This is a genomic window from uncultured Methanobrevibacter sp. (genome assembly GCF_902774605.1).
In the GTDB taxonomy this organism is placed as follows: Archaea; Methanobacteriota; Methanobacteria; order Methanobacteriales; family Methanobacteriaceae; genus Methanocatella.
The window spans coordinates 55,182-70,592 of record NZ_CACYJE010000003.1; the positions used below are offsets into that span (position 1 = coordinate 55,182).

Annotated in this window: 17 protein-coding genes and 1 tRNA gene; 11 read left to right on the plus strand and 7 right to left on the minus strand. The window is 37.7% G+C overall.

The genetic code is table 11. From position 1 onward, the window contains the following. Nucleotides 1-68 precede the first annotated feature (68 nt). The 8 genes from hpt to QZU77_RS01180 all read left to right on the plus strand — a co-directional run bounded on the left by hpt (nt 69) and on the right by QZU77_RS01180 (nt 4,576). A complete protein-coding gene (gene hpt, locus QZU77_RS01145; RefSeq protein ID WP_295598760.1) occupies nt 69-638 on the plus strand; it encodes a hypoxanthine/guanine phosphoribosyltransferase in 570 nt (189 codons plus the stop codon). A gap of 2 nt (nt 639-640) precedes the next feature. Then, complete coding sequence (gene dph2 / locus QZU77_RS01150; protein ID WP_295598763.1) at nt 641-1,645, plus strand: diphthamide biosynthesis enzyme Dph2; 1,005 nt, start codon at nt 641-643, stop codon at nt 1,643-1,645. 124 nt (nt 1,646-1,769) lie between these two features. Then, nucleotides 1,770-2,339: an exosome complex RNA-binding protein Csl4 gene (locus tag QZU77_RS01155; protein WP_295598766.1), complete on the plus strand. Its 570-nt coding sequence runs from the start codon at nt 1,770-1,772 to the stop codon at nt 2,337-2,339. A gap of 14 nt (nt 2,340-2,353) precedes the next feature. Beyond that, the gene (locus QZU77_RS01160) at nt 2,354-2,632 is read left to right on the plus strand and encodes a DNA-directed RNA polymerase subunit L (RefSeq protein ID WP_295598769.1); all 279 of its coding nucleotides are present in this window, start codon (nt 2,354-2,356) and stop codon (nt 2,630-2,632) included. Between the two features lie 33 nt (nt 2,633-2,665). After that, nucleotides 2,666-3,082, plus strand: a complete 417-nt coding sequence (locus tag QZU77_RS01165) for an NUDIX hydrolase (RefSeq protein WP_295598773.1) — start codon at nt 2,666-2,668, stop codon at nt 3,080-3,082. A gap of 83 nt (nt 3,083-3,165) precedes the next feature. Next, nucleotides 3,166-3,477, plus strand: a complete 312-nt coding sequence (locus tag QZU77_RS01170; RefSeq protein WP_295598776.1) for a transcription factor S — start codon at nt 3,166-3,168, stop codon at nt 3,475-3,477. 11 nt (nt 3,478-3,488) lie between these two features. Then, complete coding sequence (locus QZU77_RS01175; RefSeq protein WP_295598779.1) at nt 3,489-4,475, plus strand: topoisomerase IV; 987 nt, start codon at nt 3,489-3,491, stop codon at nt 4,473-4,475. Between the two features lie 27 nt (nt 4,476-4,502). Next, a tRNA-Arg gene (locus QZU77_RS01180) sits at nt 4,503-4,576 on the plus strand. A gap of 1 nt (nt 4,577) precedes the next feature. Here QZU77_RS01180 and QZU77_RS01185 read toward each other — a convergent pair. Then, nucleotides 4,578-6,404 carry a helicase C-terminal domain-containing protein gene (locus tag QZU77_RS01185; RefSeq protein WP_295598782.1) on the minus strand — a complete coding sequence of 609 codons (1,827 nt, stop codon included), beginning with the start codon at nt 6,402-6,404 and terminating at the stop codon, nt 4,578-4,580. A gap of 86 nt (nt 6,405-6,490) precedes the next feature. Here QZU77_RS01185 and cobI point away from each other — a divergent pair, with 86 nt between their 5' ends. Beyond that, entirely contained in the window at nt 6,491-7,195 is a 705-nt protein-coding gene (cobI, locus tag QZU77_RS01190; protein ID WP_295598785.1) for a precorrin-2 C(20)-methyltransferase, read from the plus strand. Here the strand turns inward: cobI and QZU77_RS01195 are convergent. After that, nucleotides 7,192-7,962 (minus strand): V4R domain-containing protein, encoded by a 771-nt coding sequence (locus QZU77_RS01195; RefSeq protein ID WP_295598788.1) that lies wholly within the window; start codon nt 7,960-7,962, stop codon nt 7,192-7,194. The genes cobI and QZU77_RS01195 overlap by 4 nt on opposite strands. Nucleotides 7,963-8,165: 203 nt before the next feature. After that, nucleotides 8,166-8,924, minus strand: a complete 759-nt coding sequence (locus QZU77_RS01200) for a TatD family hydrolase (protein WP_295598791.1) — start codon at nt 8,922-8,924, stop codon at nt 8,166-8,168. Nucleotides 8,925-9,012: 88 nt separating this feature from the next. Here QZU77_RS01200 and QZU77_RS01205 point away from each other — a divergent pair, with 88 nt between their 5' ends. After that, complete coding sequence (locus QZU77_RS01205) at nt 9,013-9,723, plus strand: tRNA threonylcarbamoyladenosine dehydratase (protein ID WP_295598795.1); 711 nt, start codon at nt 9,013-9,015, stop codon at nt 9,721-9,723. Between the two features lie 630 nt (nt 9,724-10,353). Here the strand turns inward: QZU77_RS01205 and QZU77_RS01210 are convergent. Genes QZU77_RS01210 through QZU77_RS01225 form a run of 4 tightly spaced genes read right to left on the minus strand, consistent with a single transcriptional unit; the run spans nt 10,354 to nt 13,328 of the window. Beyond that, a complete protein-coding gene (locus tag QZU77_RS01210) occupies nt 10,354-10,755 on the minus strand; it encodes a hydrogenase iron-sulfur subunit (protein WP_295598798.1) in 402 nt (133 codons plus the stop codon). Between the two features lie 10 nt (nt 10,756-10,765). Then, nucleotides 10,766-11,911, minus strand: coding sequence for a Coenzyme F420 hydrogenase/dehydrogenase, beta subunit C-terminal domain (locus QZU77_RS01215; RefSeq protein ID WP_295598937.1), 1,146 nt, complete (start codon nt 11,909-11,911; stop codon nt 10,766-10,768). A gap of 2 nt (nt 11,912-11,913) precedes the next feature. Then, nucleotides 11,914-12,948, minus strand: coding sequence for a molybdopterin-dependent oxidoreductase (locus QZU77_RS01220; RefSeq protein WP_295598801.1), 1,035 nt, complete (start codon nt 12,946-12,948; stop codon nt 11,914-11,916). A 14-nt stretch (nt 12,949-12,962) separates the two neighbouring features. Continuing rightward, a complete protein-coding gene (locus tag QZU77_RS01225; protein ID WP_295598804.1) occupies nt 12,963-13,328 on the minus strand; it encodes a pilus assembly protein in 366 nt (121 codons plus the stop codon). Between the two features lie 1,146 nt (nt 13,329-14,474). Here QZU77_RS01225 and QZU77_RS01230 point away from each other — a divergent pair. Next, a complete protein-coding gene (locus tag QZU77_RS01230) occupies nt 14,475-15,299 on the plus strand; it encodes a BRO family protein (RefSeq protein WP_295598807.1) in 825 nt (274 codons plus the stop codon). Nucleotides 15,300-15,411 lie beyond the last annotated feature (112 nt).

Consider the following 15,411-nt stretch of genomic DNA (forward strand, 5'->3'; position numbering starts at 1 on the left):
ATAATTTATAAATTATATTAGAATATATTTATATTTATATAAGTTTTAATAATTTTCGTGTGATTACCATGTTAGAAGAAGTAATAAAATCATTAGAAGCATCCCCAATCGTTAAGAAAGGAGACTACAACTACTTTGTAAACCCAATAAGTGATGGCGTTCCGGCAATGGACCCTATAATGCTTAGGGAATTATCCCTTGCAGTTCACAAGTATGCTAATTTAGACATTGACAAGATTGTGGCCGTTGAAGCAATGGGAATACATCTTGCAACCGCACTGTCACTTGCAACCGACATTCCATTCGTAGTGATCCGTAAAAGGCAATACGGACTTCCAGGCGAGAAGGAAGTTTATCAGAAAACCGGCTACGGCTCATCAAACCTTTACGTCAACGACCTGCATGAAGGCGAAAAGATCCTGCTCATAGATGACGTTGTGAGTACCGGAGGAACACTGGTTGCCTTAATCAGGACACTTGAGGATATGGGCCTTGACTTGAAGTCCGTGGTGGCAATCATCGACAAGGGCAAGGGAAAGGAAATAGTCAAAAAGGAAACCGGCATAGACGTGCTGTCCATCGTGAAGCTTGACGTCATTGACGGCAAGGTAGTTATCGAAAGCACAATTGAAGATTAATCATGTCAATGTATGATATGGATGTCGATAAGGTAATCCGCAAGATTAACTCAATCGATGCAAAGACCGTTGGCCTGCAGTTTCCCGAAGGGTTGAAGATGCAGGCGACAAAGATTGCCCGCATCATCGAAGAGGAAACCGATGCGATCGTCATAATATCAGGCGACCCATGCTTCGGGGCGTGCGATGTTGGTGACTGGAAGATGAAGGGTTCAGTTGACCTCATCGTTCATTACGGCCACACCCCACTTCCGCTGAAGTATGAGATTCCTACACTCTTCATCGAGGCCTACTCAAAGATTGACATCAAAAAGGACCTTAAGAAAAGCCTTGAATACTTAAAACCATACTCAAGAATAGGATTGGTGACTACAACACAGCACCTGCATCTTTTAAGTGAAACAAGGGATTTTCTTGAGGACAACGGCAAGGAGGTTATCCTCGGCTCCTCCCCTTCAACACGGAAGGGCCAGGTATTGGGATGCAACTTCTCATCCATCAAGGACCTTGAGGTTGACGTGATACTCTTTATCGGAAACGGCAACTTCCACCCATTGGGGATAAAGCTGTTCTCAAACGTGCCGGTTCTGGCATTGGATCCGTACAATTCTGAAATCAGAAGCATGGACGAGTTTGCCGACAGGATATTGAGGATTCGCTTTGCAAGAATAACCAAGGCCCGTTCAGCCAAAAAATGGGGAATACTCGTTTCTTCCAAGGAAGGACAGTACCGCATGGCATTGGCAAAGGAAATCAAGAAAACACTGGAGGATGCAAAGATGGAGGCCTACATCATCCTCGTTGATAACGTGTCCCCTGATGCACTGCTGCCGTACATGGATTTGGAGGCATTTGTGGTTAGCGCATGTCCAAGGATAGCTGTTGACGATTCGCAAATGTACAAGAAGCCACTCCTGACACCGCAGGAATTGGAGATTGTCTTGAACAAGCGTGAATGGGAGAATTATCAGTTGGATGAGATATTATTCCATGAACGCTACCAATAACCTTATTTTTTTTAAAATTTTCAAACCGCACCATTTATATATAAATAGTTTTAAATATTAAGTGAAATCAAAATTATAATATTAAAGAAAATTTAGTATATCTTTATGTTTGGTGGATTTTAATATGAGTGTAAAAGAGGATAAAATCGTAATGCCTGGAGACAAAATCGGAATCATAGAGCAATACCTCCCAGGCGAGGGTACTTATGACGACAATGGCGACATTAAGTCAGCAGTACTCGGAAATGTTAAAATTAATCAAAAAATGAAGGTTATTTCTGTTGTGTCAGATGCTAAACCTGCCCTTTTGAAAGTGGGCGATATCGTTTATGGTCAGATAACCGACATCAAGCCTCAAAGGGCCAACGTCAAGATTGACTGCATGAAGGATAATGGAAGGCCATTGGCCCTACCTTACATGGGTGCAATACACATTTCACAAGCCAAAAAGGATTATTTGGAAAAATTGTCCGATGCCTTTAGAATAGGAGACATTGTTCAGGCGAAAGTTGTTAAGATAACCGGAGACAATGTTGATTTAGGAACCGTTGATGATGATTGTGGAGTCCTAAAGGCAATGTGCACACGCTGCAGGGATTTCATGCACACTACACAAAAGAAAGATGAGCTTCAATGCAATACTTGCAATAAAAAGGAAAGACGCAAAGTCTCTAAAAACTATGTTAATGATTAATTAAGGTTGATATAATGGAAAATTTTGAAATAGTTGAAGATAAAACCCTAGAACTCACATTTATTGTACATGATGAAAGTCACGGTGTCTGCAATGCCTTAAGGCACATTCTGATGCAGGACCCTGACGTTGAATACGCTGTCTACAATATCGATCACCCCCTAACCGGCAAGCCTGAAATGACTATCAAGACCAAAAGGGGAAAAAGACCAAGGAAAGTGTTGAAAAAGGCAGCTGAAGAATTGCAGAAGGAAAGTTCTGAATTCAAAAAACTTATCGACGAAGCTTTATAAGCTTCCGATTTTTTATTTTTTAATAGTGATTAAATGGCAGATTATAAGATTCCTTCACTGACAGCCGACATTTTTATTTTTGACGATGACCTGAATTTCATTCTGATTAAGAGATTGAATGACCCGTTCAGGGACTGTTGGGCATTGCCTGGAGGATTTGTCGAATACGGTGAAAGTGTGGAAACCGCAGCAGTGCGGGAAGCAAAGGAGGAAACCAGCATTGACGTTGAGCTCGTTGATCTGGTTAACGTTTACTCAAATCCAGACAGGGACCCTAGAGGACACACCGTAACTGTAGCTTACACTGCCAAAGGCGATTTTGACAGCAGGAATGCCGATAGTGATGCAAAGGACATCAGCATTTTCAATATCAATGACTTGGACGATATCAATATCGCTTTTGACCATGGGCAAATAATAAGAGATTGTTACAATAAAGCCAAAAAATAGCTTTTAAATGTATAATATTTAAATAACTTGAAAAAAAGATATTTTAATATTAAAGTTTATTAAATTGAGTGGGAGAGAGTTAAATGGATTTTTGTCCGAAATGTAACGCGATGATGTTTCCGGTTGACGGTGTTTTGACATGCAGAACATGCGGATACACTGATGAGTTAAAGGATAATGACTCATATGAAGTTTCACGTGAAATAAAGGCTGAAGAAAATGTTAAAATGCTCGGAGAAGATGTTAACGTTGGTCCGGAAACCAATGAAACCTGTCCTGAATGCGGACACGATAAAGCTACTTATAAATTATTACAAACCCGTAGTGCCGATGAGGCACCTACACGTATTTTCACATGCACTAAATGTAAGCATACATGGAGAGCATACGATTAAGAGGTTTTTTCATGAAGGATTCTAAAGAAAAGGAGCATAGAATCTCCAATTTGAAAAGCATGATCAATCATGTCAAGGATGAGGATGAGCCTCAACCCCTTGACGACCTTGAGGAGGACAGCGAGCTAATCGAGTACCTCAACGAGGATGCAGTTGACTTTGACAAATTGGAAATCAATGATGAATTCATCTACCATCCGGGGGATGAAGACTCTAATGCCGTTAATTTAGAAGAAAACCAGATTGATGAGGATTTCATCATTAAAGCCCCAAAAACTGAGGATATTGATGAATCAGATGAAATCCAAGAAGTCGACGAGTTCGGCGACGACCTTGTCGGTGACATAAGTGAGAATTTTGACAATGTCATTAATGCAAGAATCGGTGGAAAACCTATTCTAGCGATTGTCAGTACTGTTTTAGGAGTGATACTTTTAATTATATCCTCTTTTATTTTCCAATCACGCAGCGATAGAGTGATTGACAATGTGGTAGCTGGAGAAACCAGTTTCATATTTATCATATTCCTTATTTTAGGATTATTGTTATTAGGCTATGGAATCTACAGATTATTCAACATCAGCAATCCGTTGAGCAGGATGACATATAGCATAGATTCTATTGAGAAGGATAAAGACGATGATGATAAAACTGAAACACCTAAGGAAAAACCATCTCCGAAAGTTATACCGAAAAGCAAAATCCCATTGGATAAGGAATCCTTCAAGATTGGGGAATTCAATAGGGATGACCTGAAGACTACTCTTAAAAAACCTGCTGATTCTATAAGTAAACCTAAAGTCAAAGAGGATTTGGAAGATATTCCACCCGCTAAGGAAAAGCCTGATGAGAAGAAGGGCCTGACCAGCGAGGAGATTGAGGATATGGAATATGAGCAAGTCAAGCTTGACACCGAATCCATTGACGATATTTTTGCTGAGGTAGAGGATATTGATGACTTGCCTATAATTTCAATTGACTCAAAAGAAGAAAAATAATAATATTATATTTTAATTTATTTTTACGGGCCTGTGGTCTAGTCAGGAATGACGTAGGACTTCGGATCCTGAGGTCGGGGGTTCAAATCCCTCCAGGTCCGCTTATTTTAATCTTACAACCGCTTCCTTGAAAAAGTCAGGTATCAGTGAACGGTACATTGGGCTTTTAAACAGCATGTTGATGTCGCTGTCTATGATGTAGGTGTAGCAGGAATCGTCTTCCGCACGCATTCCGCGCCCGTAGGCCTGCATCAGTGTCATCACTGTCTTGTAGGCATACCATTTCTTGTCCCTTTTCATTCTCATGTTGACCTGCTTGTCGCCGAGGTATGGGAATGGTATCTTGTATATTATCTGGAAGCGGCACTTGTCGTATGGCAGGTCAACACCCTCGCTCATTGACGGTGAAACCAGCACCAGCGGGTTTTCATCCTTTTCAAAGAAGTTCAATACCTGTTCACGGTTCTGGGATGAATGTGACACGAGCCTTGAATTGTTAAGGTTTCTTGTGATGTATTGTTGGCACTTGTAGCTGTGGGTGTGTATGAGCCCCTTGTCCCCCTCGTGCTTCTTAAGGATTTCCTGAAGTATCGGGATTGTCTTTGGTGCGGTTCTCTTTATCCTGTTGGCGGACATCTTCCCTGCAAGGTTGAGTATAATCGGCCTTTTCTCCTTTGTGAATGGGCTGTCGACTTTTATATGGTAGACTTCGTTCGGGTTGAGTCCGAGCCATTTGGCGAACATCTTATGGGAGAGTATTGTTGCGCTCATGAAAATCACGACATCCCCGTATTTTAGGAGATTGTCCTTTGCGTAGTGGTGCACTCTCAGCGGCTTGAATGATACGCTTGTCTCGTCGGTGTCTATGACCCAGTTCTTAGGTTCCTTTTCAAGATTGTTCCTTAATGATTTCAGTCTTCCAATTGTGGATCTTATCCTGTCGGCCTTGTTCTTTTTAACCTCTTTAAGGTCGATTTCCTCATATGCGCTTCTGAGAGCATCGACTTCCATTATCCAGTCTTCAAGCTCACCCTCTTCGAGAAGGTCCTTGGTCATTGTCTTGTTGATGTCCTTTTCGATTACGCGATTGTAGATTGTGACTTCCATTGTGGACATCAGCTTGTTTTCAATGTTATGGGCCTCGTCCAGTATCAGCAGGGATCTTTTGCCGAAGTGCTTGACGTAATTGAGCTCCACGATGGCGTAATCATAGTTCATGAGTGTTATCGGGGAGTTCACAGCGTTGGCCTTCTGGTTCCAGTAGTGGCAATGGGCATCGGACTGGTAGAAGACTGTTCCTCCGAATGAGTCCTCAAATGCAAGTTCCGCATCCAGTGTAGGGTTTTTGGCCACGCCGTATGGGCAGAAGAATTTCTGTGATGTCGGTGTTGTCTTGCACGCTCCCATGTCACAGGTTGACTCGAGGTTGTCATGGAGGCATGCGAAATTGCCCCTTCCCTTGACGAGCGGGAAGCTGAACTCATCGGAGTATTGGGCCTGCAGTTGCTTGGTCATTGTCAGGATATATGCTGACTCGTACATCTTGGCCAGGGTGGTTGCTATGGCTGATTTGCCTGTACCGGTTCCGGCTTCAAGAACTATGTACTTGTATCCTTTCCTTATCGCATCGTTTATATCCTGTATGATTTCAAGCTGGCCGCTTCTCGGTTCCTTGAACGGGAAGTTCACTATTATCTCATCGTCGATGTGAGGGTAAATCTCCTTAAGGTATGCTGCGGTTCCCTCATCCTGCTGGAAATTGTCAATTGAATAAACGTCAGGTATCTCATCATCAATGACTGATGATTTTCTTGGCTTAGCAAAGCTAAACAGGTTGGTTGGGCCTTTCGGTTTATTTTTAGAGTATTTTCCACAGGTACAGTTACTTTTAAGCATGCCGCAATTTGGGCAAAACATAGAATTAGACATTAAAAATATATTAGTCAAGTAGTACTATAAATAAGTAGTAGACAAGTATTTTGCAATATTGAATTTAAATTATTTAAGTGATTATAATGGTTAAAAAAGGAAAACTAATCGGAATCGGTGTTGGTCCCGGCGACACTGAATTATTGACCCTTAAAGCGGCAAGGGTTTTGAAATCAGTGCCTGTCGTGTTTTCACCGAAATCATCTAAGGAAAAAGAGAGCATAGCATTATCAATAGTGAGGCCTGTGCTTGAGGAAAGAAAGGATTATAAGAGATTGATGCTCGTTGAGCCAATCTTCCCTATGATTGAGGATAAGGATGAGCTTGAAAAGATTTGGAGCAATGCGGCTGAAATGATTGCCCAGTACCTGGACAGCGGAAGGGATGTTGCCTTCATCACCCTTGGCGACACTTCAATCTTCAGCACCTATTCTTATGTTCAAAAGAAGCTCTTCGGCAGGTATGAGATTGAGACAATTCCTGGAATCACATCATTCACCGCATGTGCGGCTGCAAGGAACAAGGCTCTTGTTGAGCAGAATGACATCCTCACCATCGTTCCTAAGATTGATGACAGGCTGGAGAATGTTCTTGAGTATAGTGATTCTGTAGTTCTCATGAAGGCTTCAAGAAACACCAGCGATTTGGAAGCGACTATTGAAGCTAAAAACAGGCCTAAGGAAATCTATTCAGTGCAGAATTGCACTCGTGAAAATGAAAAAATAATTGAAGGCTTTTCCAATGAAAAACCTTACCTGACAACCACCATCATTAAGTTCGATGATGACTAGTAGTTCTTGATGTGTTGAGGTTCTATCTCAAACACACACTTCTCATCACCCATTGTGTAGCATTGGGTTTCTATGACGCTTACCGGCAGGTTGAAGAATTCTGTGAATAACCCTTCGAATATTCCTGTGTCCAGAAAGCAGGCAGGCTTTCCTGTTCTTGGCAGGAGCTGGCATTCGAAGCAGTCGTAAGTGGTGATTTTTATGATTTGACCGATTTTATAGGTCATTCTTCCCAGCCCTTTTGTCTGCCAGAATTCTGCTATGTTTTCCATGAACACGTCAAGGTCCTCATCGTACATCTTGTCGAAGATTGACCTTCCGATGCTGTTTCCTGTGGATTGCAGGATCGGGTCGATGTTTACTCCTTCCTGTATGAGCATTGCCTTCAGGGTGTGGAATAGCAGTGTTGAGAATTCGGCGTCCTCATCTACTATGTTTTCTATGAGGTAGTTGGATTGGGTCTGCTCTATTTCCTTAGGTTCGGATATGTTTACTGAGCCGATGTATTTTGAGTTGAGGTAGAATATTTTTTTACGGTTGTCGACGGGATGGACTCGATAGGAGATTATTCCGTTTTCCCGCAGGCTTTTCAAATGAACTGAAACTGTGGATTTTGATTTTCCGGTGTTGTTGACGATTTCATCAAATTCCATGTCTCGATCTCTAAGCATTTCTAGTATTGTCAGTTTTACTGGACTTTTTACAACGTTGACCCCAATGTTCTCGTTGAGGTTGGAAAAAATCTGTATCGGTTTTTTTTCGCTCATTACTAATATCCCCCAATATATATAGTTTAATTTATATTTTATTGATTAATAAAGTTATCTGAAAATTAAAAATTAATCAAAAATATAATAAAAATGATAATTATTGAACAATTATAAAAATTAAATAAACAAAAAATACGAACTGTTCGTTTAAATACATATAAAATAGTTCGTGCAATTAAAACATTCCACCATGGCGAACATCAAAAAACCTCAAACCCAAACAATTCCCCGGCATTCTTCGAGGTCATCTCAATGACACCCTCCTCGGCAATGCCCAGCTCATCGGCGATTTTTGCAGTAATGTGTTTCAGGTTCAGCGGCGTGTTGCGCTCACCACGCACTTCCCCTGGAGCAAGATAGGGCGAATCGGTTTCCAAAAGCAATCGGTCAAGGCCGACTTCACTTACGGTTCTGCGCACCTTCCTGTTGTTTTGATGAGTGACCGGCCCTCCGACGCCAATATAGAAGCCCATCTTGATGAATTCCCTAGCCATCTCAACGGAACCCTGATAGCAATGAAGGGACCCTACAACGTCATGGCTCTTCAACATGTCATAAGTGTCCTGGATCGATTTTCTTGAATGCACAATGACCGGCAAATCATGTTTCTCGGCCAATTCAAGCATCCGATTGAAGAGATGAATCTGGGCATCCCTATTTTCCTTGCCGTGATAATAGTCAAGGCCGATCTCGCCAACTGCAATTACATTTTCATCCTCAAGTTGCAAGTCCAAAAGGTCAATATCCCCCTCATCCACATCATCGGCGAAAGTGTAGAGGAACCCCAGTGCGGCATGGACATTGTCATACTCACCGGCCAGCTCCAGCACTTCCCTGTTGCTTGATGGGTCGGTGCCGTTCAGTATCATGTGAATATTGCTTCGCAAAGCCTCCTCGATTATTTCCCGGGCGTCCTTCATTTCACTATCATAAACATGGCAATGCGTATCGACCATCATGAAAAATCCTCATTCAAAAATATATAAGTTTCAACAAACTATAATTATATAACAAGTTGAATTAAATTAAATTTTTTGGTGAAATGATATGGAGGATAAGTTTTCAAGGACAGAAATGTTGATTGGAAATGAAGGAATGGAAAAACTGGCCGATGCCAAGGTGGCTGTATTCGGCCTCGGCGGCGTGGGCTCCTATGTCTGCGAGGGGCTTGCCCGAAGCGGAGTGGGGAATTTCATCCTGGTGGACTTTGACAAGATTGATGAAAGCAACATCAACAGGCAGCTGATTGCAACAGAAAAAACCATAGGCATGTACAAGGTCGATTTGATGAAGGAAAGGATTCTTGACATCAATCCGGAAGCGAATGTCGAAACCTATAGGGAATTCTACATGGACGATTGTGAAATAGACATCATTACAGAGGACCTATCATATGCAGTCGACTGCGTGGACACAATACTTGCCAAGATTGCAATCATATGCAAGTGCGACGCCCTAAACGTGCCGGTAATCTCCTCAATGGGCACCGGGAACAAATTGGATCCTACAATGTTTGAAGTTGCAGACATTTATGAAACCTCGGTATGCCCGCTTGCCAAGATAATGAAGAAGGACCTTAGAAAAAGAAATATTGAAAAATTGAAGGTAGTGTATTCCCAAGAGCATGCAATAAACACCAATGACCATCCGATAAATCAGGGCCTGAAATACAAGGTCAAGGGAAGCGTCTCTTTTGTGCCTTCCGTTGCGGGACTGATTATTGCAGGCGAAGTGATAAAGGACATTGCTGCAGAATGATTTTAGAAACAATACTATTAACAAGCGCGTACCCGCTATATCAACAATTTGAAATTCAACTAAGATGAAAACATCCAACAGTTAACGTCAATTCACATTCATCAAATAACATCTTACAAGGAAACTATTGATTTTAATTAATGGAAAAATCAATTATATGGACTTAATAAACATGAATAATTTTGGTTATTCTTATAGTTTACAGTTAAAAAAATACTGTTTAACGAACAAAACATCAATGTAAAGCTTCAAAACCGATGAAAAAATAATTAAAAAAATAAATAACACATAGCTATTAAAGTATGAGGAGATAACTTCAATAGCTATTGTAGACAGTGAAAGAAACCTATATATTTAAGTTTTATATAAATTTCGTTTTTTGTTAATTAATTCCATATTGATAGAGAAAATTGATAACTAAAAACCGTATGCTGTCAATTAATAGTTATCGGCTAATGATGATTTAATCAACATAGAAATAATTACTTCGAAAAATAATCAAATAGTATCTATCCAACTATCTTTCTAACATCAGTAACGTATTACAAATCTTAGAAAGACAATTAGGAGAGAATAGTTATTTGAAAAACAACTATTCCCCTATGGCCAGCTATAAGTTAAAATCTATGATTATAATTCCAATGGCCCGAGTTTAGTTAATGTTTTATGAAACTCCTCCATAGTTCTTTGGAATTTTTCACCTTCTGATGCTGAAATCCATTCATGACGGAATCTTTCTTTTTCAATTCCGAATTCCTCTAGAATGTCTTCAACAATTTTGGATCTTCTAGACCATTTGTAGTTACCAGCATCATAATGGCAATCTCCAATATGGCAACCTCCTACAAATACTCCGTCGGCACCTTCCTGAAATGCCTTAAAAATCATTGAAGGATTAATTCTTCCAGAACACATTACACGAATGATTCTGATGTTTGGTGAGTATTGCATACGTGCAGTTCCTGCTGTATCAGCACCACCATAACAACACCAGTTACACAATAATCCGACTATTTTTAAATCATCTGTCATCTAACCACCTCTATAATTCTGTTTTTTCCGGACTGTATAATGGAGGCTTGATGTCATCTGATACTCCTGCTATATAACCAGTCCTATCATAGTATTTTTTCTGCAATTTGTCAAAAATCAATGAAACAGGAATGTCCATAGGACATACATCATCACATTGTCCACAGTCCACACAGCTGAAACTCATGTGTGATAATCTCACGCCTTGAAACGCTATTGGAGTTGGTGGAACAGTAGCTTCATCTTTGAAGTATGATTTGTTTAATTCACAGTTTTCAAAACACCAACATATTGGGCAAACATCACGACATGCATAACAGTTAATGCAACGATTCCATTCATCCATTTCACTAACTGTAGGATACATTGCATTCTGAACCTTCTTAGCCATATTAATCATGATGCCTTCGACTTTTTCCCTTCCGTCAATAGCTCCCTGGGAAGGATTTTTTGTTTCAAGAATCCCTGCTTTTTTAGCGCCGTCCATTATTTCTTGACCTTTTTCATCATTGATTTCAATGAATGTCCAACCATCTTCAGCTCCCCAGTTTCCACATGCGATATTGGCTTTTCTTGGAATTTTAACATCACATCTTTGACAGTTGCTTCGACGACCATATCCCTCTTCCTCAAGGTCATGGATTTTTACTGCTTCTTCGGAACCGTCTGCAAGTTCAATTATGAATTTGCCTTTGTCAATTTCTTCACTTACAACATCATCAGGATTAGCTTCGTAGAACAAGTCAATCATTTTTCTGCCGCTTATCGGAGACACTGTTCCTCCGCAATTTAAACCAATCATGTAAATATTGTCTTTATTGATTTTATGTCTTGTTATAAGTTCTTCTACAGCCCTCATATCACATGGTTTGACTGTGATTGCTATTTTCTTATCAAATAAGTATTTTTGAACAATATCGCCAACCATTGTAGGAGCACAATGATATGATCCTGCAGTTTTTAATAAATCATCAGAATTTGTAATGAATGTTGGGGTTGCATCGTATACGTCATTTTGAGGACTTAATGCTAAAACTCCCTCGACTATTCCCTCATCCAGCAAATATTTTAGAATGCTTGTTACAGCACCGCCACATTCACCGGCACTGTGAATTTCATCATTTTGGGATTTTGCTAAAACATAACTCATATAAATCACTATCCTCTTAACTTTTCAATTATTTCAATTTCACTTAAAGCATCTGATTCAACGGCAGCGGTAAACATTTGGGTTTCACCCATATCATTTACAAATGATCCATCTTTTTCAAGCCAGGTTTTAATCGGAACAACTATGTCTGAAATTTCAGTTGTTTTATTGGAACATGGTGCAAAACTGATAATTTTTGATATTTTTCCAAAATCAAAGTCCAGTTCATCAACAATATCATCGTTGAATACAAGCAATACTTTAGTGTTGTCCAGCAATTCAAAAAGTTCATCTGAAGATTTGGATTTAACAATAGCGAAAGCTCCCTTAGAATTTGATTTGCTGAATACGGGCAAACATTTGCAGTTTAATGTTTCAATTTTTTCCAAATCATCTTGTGAATCAACATAATTGAACACTATAACTGATTCTTCATCAATATTTCCGTGATTATTCTCTAAAAATTCCCCAACAGTTGAATTTGATGTTTCATCGGCAATGTTGAATGTGACTGATTCTTCAGTTTTACCGCATGCATAAATTTTTGCCCCGTTTTGTTTTGCATGAACTATTCTTCTTCCTATTAGAGGATTTTCATACAATAAATTTCCAATTACAAAAACTTTGCCTGCGCTTGCAACTTCATCATATGAAGCAACATCACTGAAATCTTTCAAATCATCTGCATAAAAAGCAATATTGTAATTTTTAGATTTTCCGAATTCATTTATTGCTTCAATTTCTTCAAGGTCGTTATTTCCAGAACAGATTATTGATACTTCAGAATTATCAGCAGAGTTCAATACCATTGATACTTCATCAATCGCTTTTTCAATATCTACTTCCGTTTTGGATACAATTGCTTTTTCAAATTTGTTTTGATAACATTCAATTGATTTTCTTCCATTTAAACAATTTTTTCCGGCATTAACTGGATGTCTTTTATATGGAAAAGTTCCCACAATTTCTCCATCGTTTATAATAACATTAAGTCCGCATCCAACACTGCATAATGGACATAATGTGTGTTTAATCTCCAACATACACTTCACCACAATTAGTTATAGGGAGTATTAGAAGTGGCATTTTCACTGTTTAAATTTGAATATTTTTTCTTTGATAAAACATGAATAGATTCACGTGTTACAGAAATCATATCCATTAGAACATTACATGCATGATAAAAGATTACCTGAGAACATTCATCCTGAATGAATTCCTCAAATAAATCTAATTTTATAACCCCTTCAACTTTAAAATTAAGATTAAAATTTCCACATGATTTTAGAACAATTGTGAAATTTATATTGTCTTGATCGGTATTTGTATATTCAACAAACCAATCAACATCTAAATTCAAGTTTGTATTTTTGGGATTTATGTCATCTCTAATCAATCCGATTTTCTGCATGTAAATTTTCATAATACTCCCCATTTAATTAATAACAATTATAAAATTAGGCATCTAATTATATAATCTACTCTTCCTTTGGAGTAATAACCATATAAATATTTTTAAAGTATTATCTTTAATGTTTGTAGTTTAATTTGAAAAATAAGCATTATAAACAGTTTAATTTTTTATAAAAAAAATCAGACTTGTGTAAATTTAATTTACTAAATTAATTTTTAAGTTATTTAACTAATTATTACTATTTAAAAAATTATAAATTTTAATAATTAACGTTTAAATCCAAAATTAAGAAATTAAATCAAATTTTATTATAAAAATCAAATAGTGAAAAATTAGATTAGGAAAAAATATTCTGAAGAAAGAAATAATAATAAATGGAACTTAATAGATTAAAATATATAAGTAATACTTTTTTTAAAATTATTACTATTTTAAAGCATATAAAAATATAAAAAAGTATTACTAATTTAACAATTATCAGAATATATTAAAAACATTATCCATCAAAATTCATGAACAGAAACTTAAGTGACTGTGACATGATTTTTTTATTTTTTCATTTAATAAATTAAATCAATGCCTTAAGTTTCTGTGCATGATCAAAATTATTTGGTAAAACCCATGATTTGAACCTCTCCGGCTTGTAGAATCCGGAGAATTCTTGCACAATAATGTTAAAAGTTGTGCCCTTTGAGTGGTTGCAACTTATCGATAGATTTTTCAATAGCTAAACATCATGCTTTCAGCCATATATTTTAGATATTTAAAATCTTTAGAGAGAGCGCTTGATTAGTAATAAGTATCTGAACTAATAAAACATATGATAAAGTTGTCATACTTATAGATTTCAAGCACTGAAAACTCTAATACAAGGTTTATTTTTTAAGATTATAAAAATTTGCTGACAGATTAAAAACAATGATATGAAATGTTAAAATAGAATCTCCGACTAAAGTTAATATCAAAATCATTAATGTTATAGCCATGATCAAATTTTTTTGAAAGTATTGTCTGATATTGCAATATTGCTCCCACTTCTTAAAATTGTTTTAACTTAGCAAAATTGCTTTTATTTCAAACAAAAACTATATTTACTTACCAATTTAATATAATAATAAGTAATTTATCCTTAATTAATTGAAAGGAGGAGTAGTTATGGATGAAAAATATGCTATCAAATTATTTGATGAATATAAAATCAGAACAAAATGGGATCCTGAAATCGAGGATTACTATTATTCAATAATAGACGTTATTGCAGTACTTACAGAAAGTAAAAACCCTAGTGCTTATTGGAGAAAATTAAAACAAAGATTATCTGAAGAATCTAATGAAAGTGTGACAAATTGTCACAGGTTGAAAATGCCTGCTAAAGATGGTAAAATGCGCGAAACTGATGTGGCAAATACCAAAGAATTATTACGCCTCATTCAGTCAGTCCCTTCACCAAAAGCAGAACCATTCAAACAATGGCTAGCCCAAATGGGTAAAGAAAGACTTGAAGAAATAGCAGACCCTGAAATTGCCATGCAAAGGGCAATCAATACCTATCGCGAAAAGGGCTACACCGAAGAATGGATAACCCAAAGAATGAGAAGTATTGAAACCAGAAAGGAACTAACCGCCGAATGGAATAGGGTCGGAGTTAACGAAGGAATCGAATATGCAATATTAACAAATGATATCTCAAAAGCATGGTCTGGAATGTCAACAAAAGAATACAAACAATACAAAGGACTTAGAAAAGAGAGTTTAAGAGACAACATGACAAATCTTGAACTAATTTTTAACATGTTGGCAGAAGCATCAACAACCGAAATAAGCAAAGTTGAAAATCCCGATGGTTTTGAAGACAGCCGTGATGTTGCAAAACGTGGAGGAAACATTGCAGGAAATGCAAGGCAAGAACTTGAAGAAGTAACCGGCAAATCAGTCATCAGTAAAAAGAATTCTAAAAATCCTGAATTATTGGATGAATAATTAATTCATCTACTTTTTTGTTTTTTAATAAAATACGAATGTTCGTATAAAACATAGGATATTGTTGTCATACTTATCAAATTCAACCACTGAAAACTCAAAAAAAAATTTA

Excerpts from the sequence above, each read along its gene's own strand:
- hpt (WP_295598760.1), top strand. The coding sequence starts at position 69 with ATGTTAGAAGAAGTAATAAAATCATTAGAAGCATCCCCAATCGTTAAG.
- dph2 (WP_295598763.1), top strand. The coding sequence starts at position 641 with ATGTCAATGTATGATATGGATGTCGATAAGGTAATCCGCAAGATTAAC.
- QZU77_RS01155 (WP_295598766.1), top strand. The coding sequence starts at position 1,770 with ATGAGTGTAAAAGAGGATAAAATCGTAATGCCTGGAGACAAAATCGGA.
- QZU77_RS01160 (WP_295598769.1), top strand. The coding sequence starts at position 2,354 with ATGGAAAATTTTGAAATAGTTGAAGATAAAACCCTAGAACTCACATTT.
- QZU77_RS01165 (WP_295598773.1), top strand. The coding sequence starts at position 2,666 with ATGGCAGATTATAAGATTCCTTCACTGACAGCCGACATTTTTATTTTT.
- QZU77_RS01170 (WP_295598776.1), top strand. The coding sequence starts at position 3,166 with ATGGATTTTTGTCCGAAATGTAACGCGATGATGTTTCCGGTTGACGGT.
- QZU77_RS01175 (WP_295598779.1), top strand. The coding sequence starts at position 3,489 with ATGAAGGATTCTAAAGAAAAGGAGCATAGAATCTCCAATTTGAAAAGC.
- QZU77_RS01185 (WP_295598782.1), bottom strand. The coding sequence starts at position 6,404 with ATGTCTAATTCTATGTTTTGCCCAAATTGCGGCATGCTTAAAAGTAAC.
- cobI (WP_295598785.1), top strand. The coding sequence starts at position 6,491 with ATGGTTAAAAAAGGAAAACTAATCGGAATCGGTGTTGGTCCCGGCGAC.
- QZU77_RS01195 (WP_295598788.1), bottom strand. The coding sequence starts at position 7,962 with ATGAGCGAAAAAAAACCGATACAGATTTTTTCCAACCTCAACGAGAAC.
- QZU77_RS01200 (WP_295598791.1), bottom strand. The coding sequence starts at position 8,924 with ATGATGGTCGATACGCATTGCCATGTTTATGATAGTGAAATGAAGGAC.
- QZU77_RS01205 (WP_295598795.1), top strand. The coding sequence starts at position 9,013 with ATGGAGGATAAGTTTTCAAGGACAGAAATGTTGATTGGAAATGAAGGA.
- QZU77_RS01210 (WP_295598798.1), bottom strand. The coding sequence starts at position 10,755 with ATGACAGATGATTTAAAAATAGTCGGATTATTGTGTAACTGGTGTTGT.
- QZU77_RS01220 (WP_295598801.1), bottom strand. The coding sequence starts at position 12,948 with ATGTTGGAGATTAAACACACATTATGTCCATTATGCAGTGTTGGATGC.
- QZU77_RS01225 (WP_295598804.1), bottom strand. The coding sequence starts at position 13,328 with ATGAAAATTTACATGCAGAAAATCGGATTGATTAGAGATGACATAAAT.
- QZU77_RS01230 (WP_295598807.1), top strand. The coding sequence starts at position 14,475 with ATGGATGAAAAATATGCTATCAAATTATTTGATGAATATAAAATCAGA.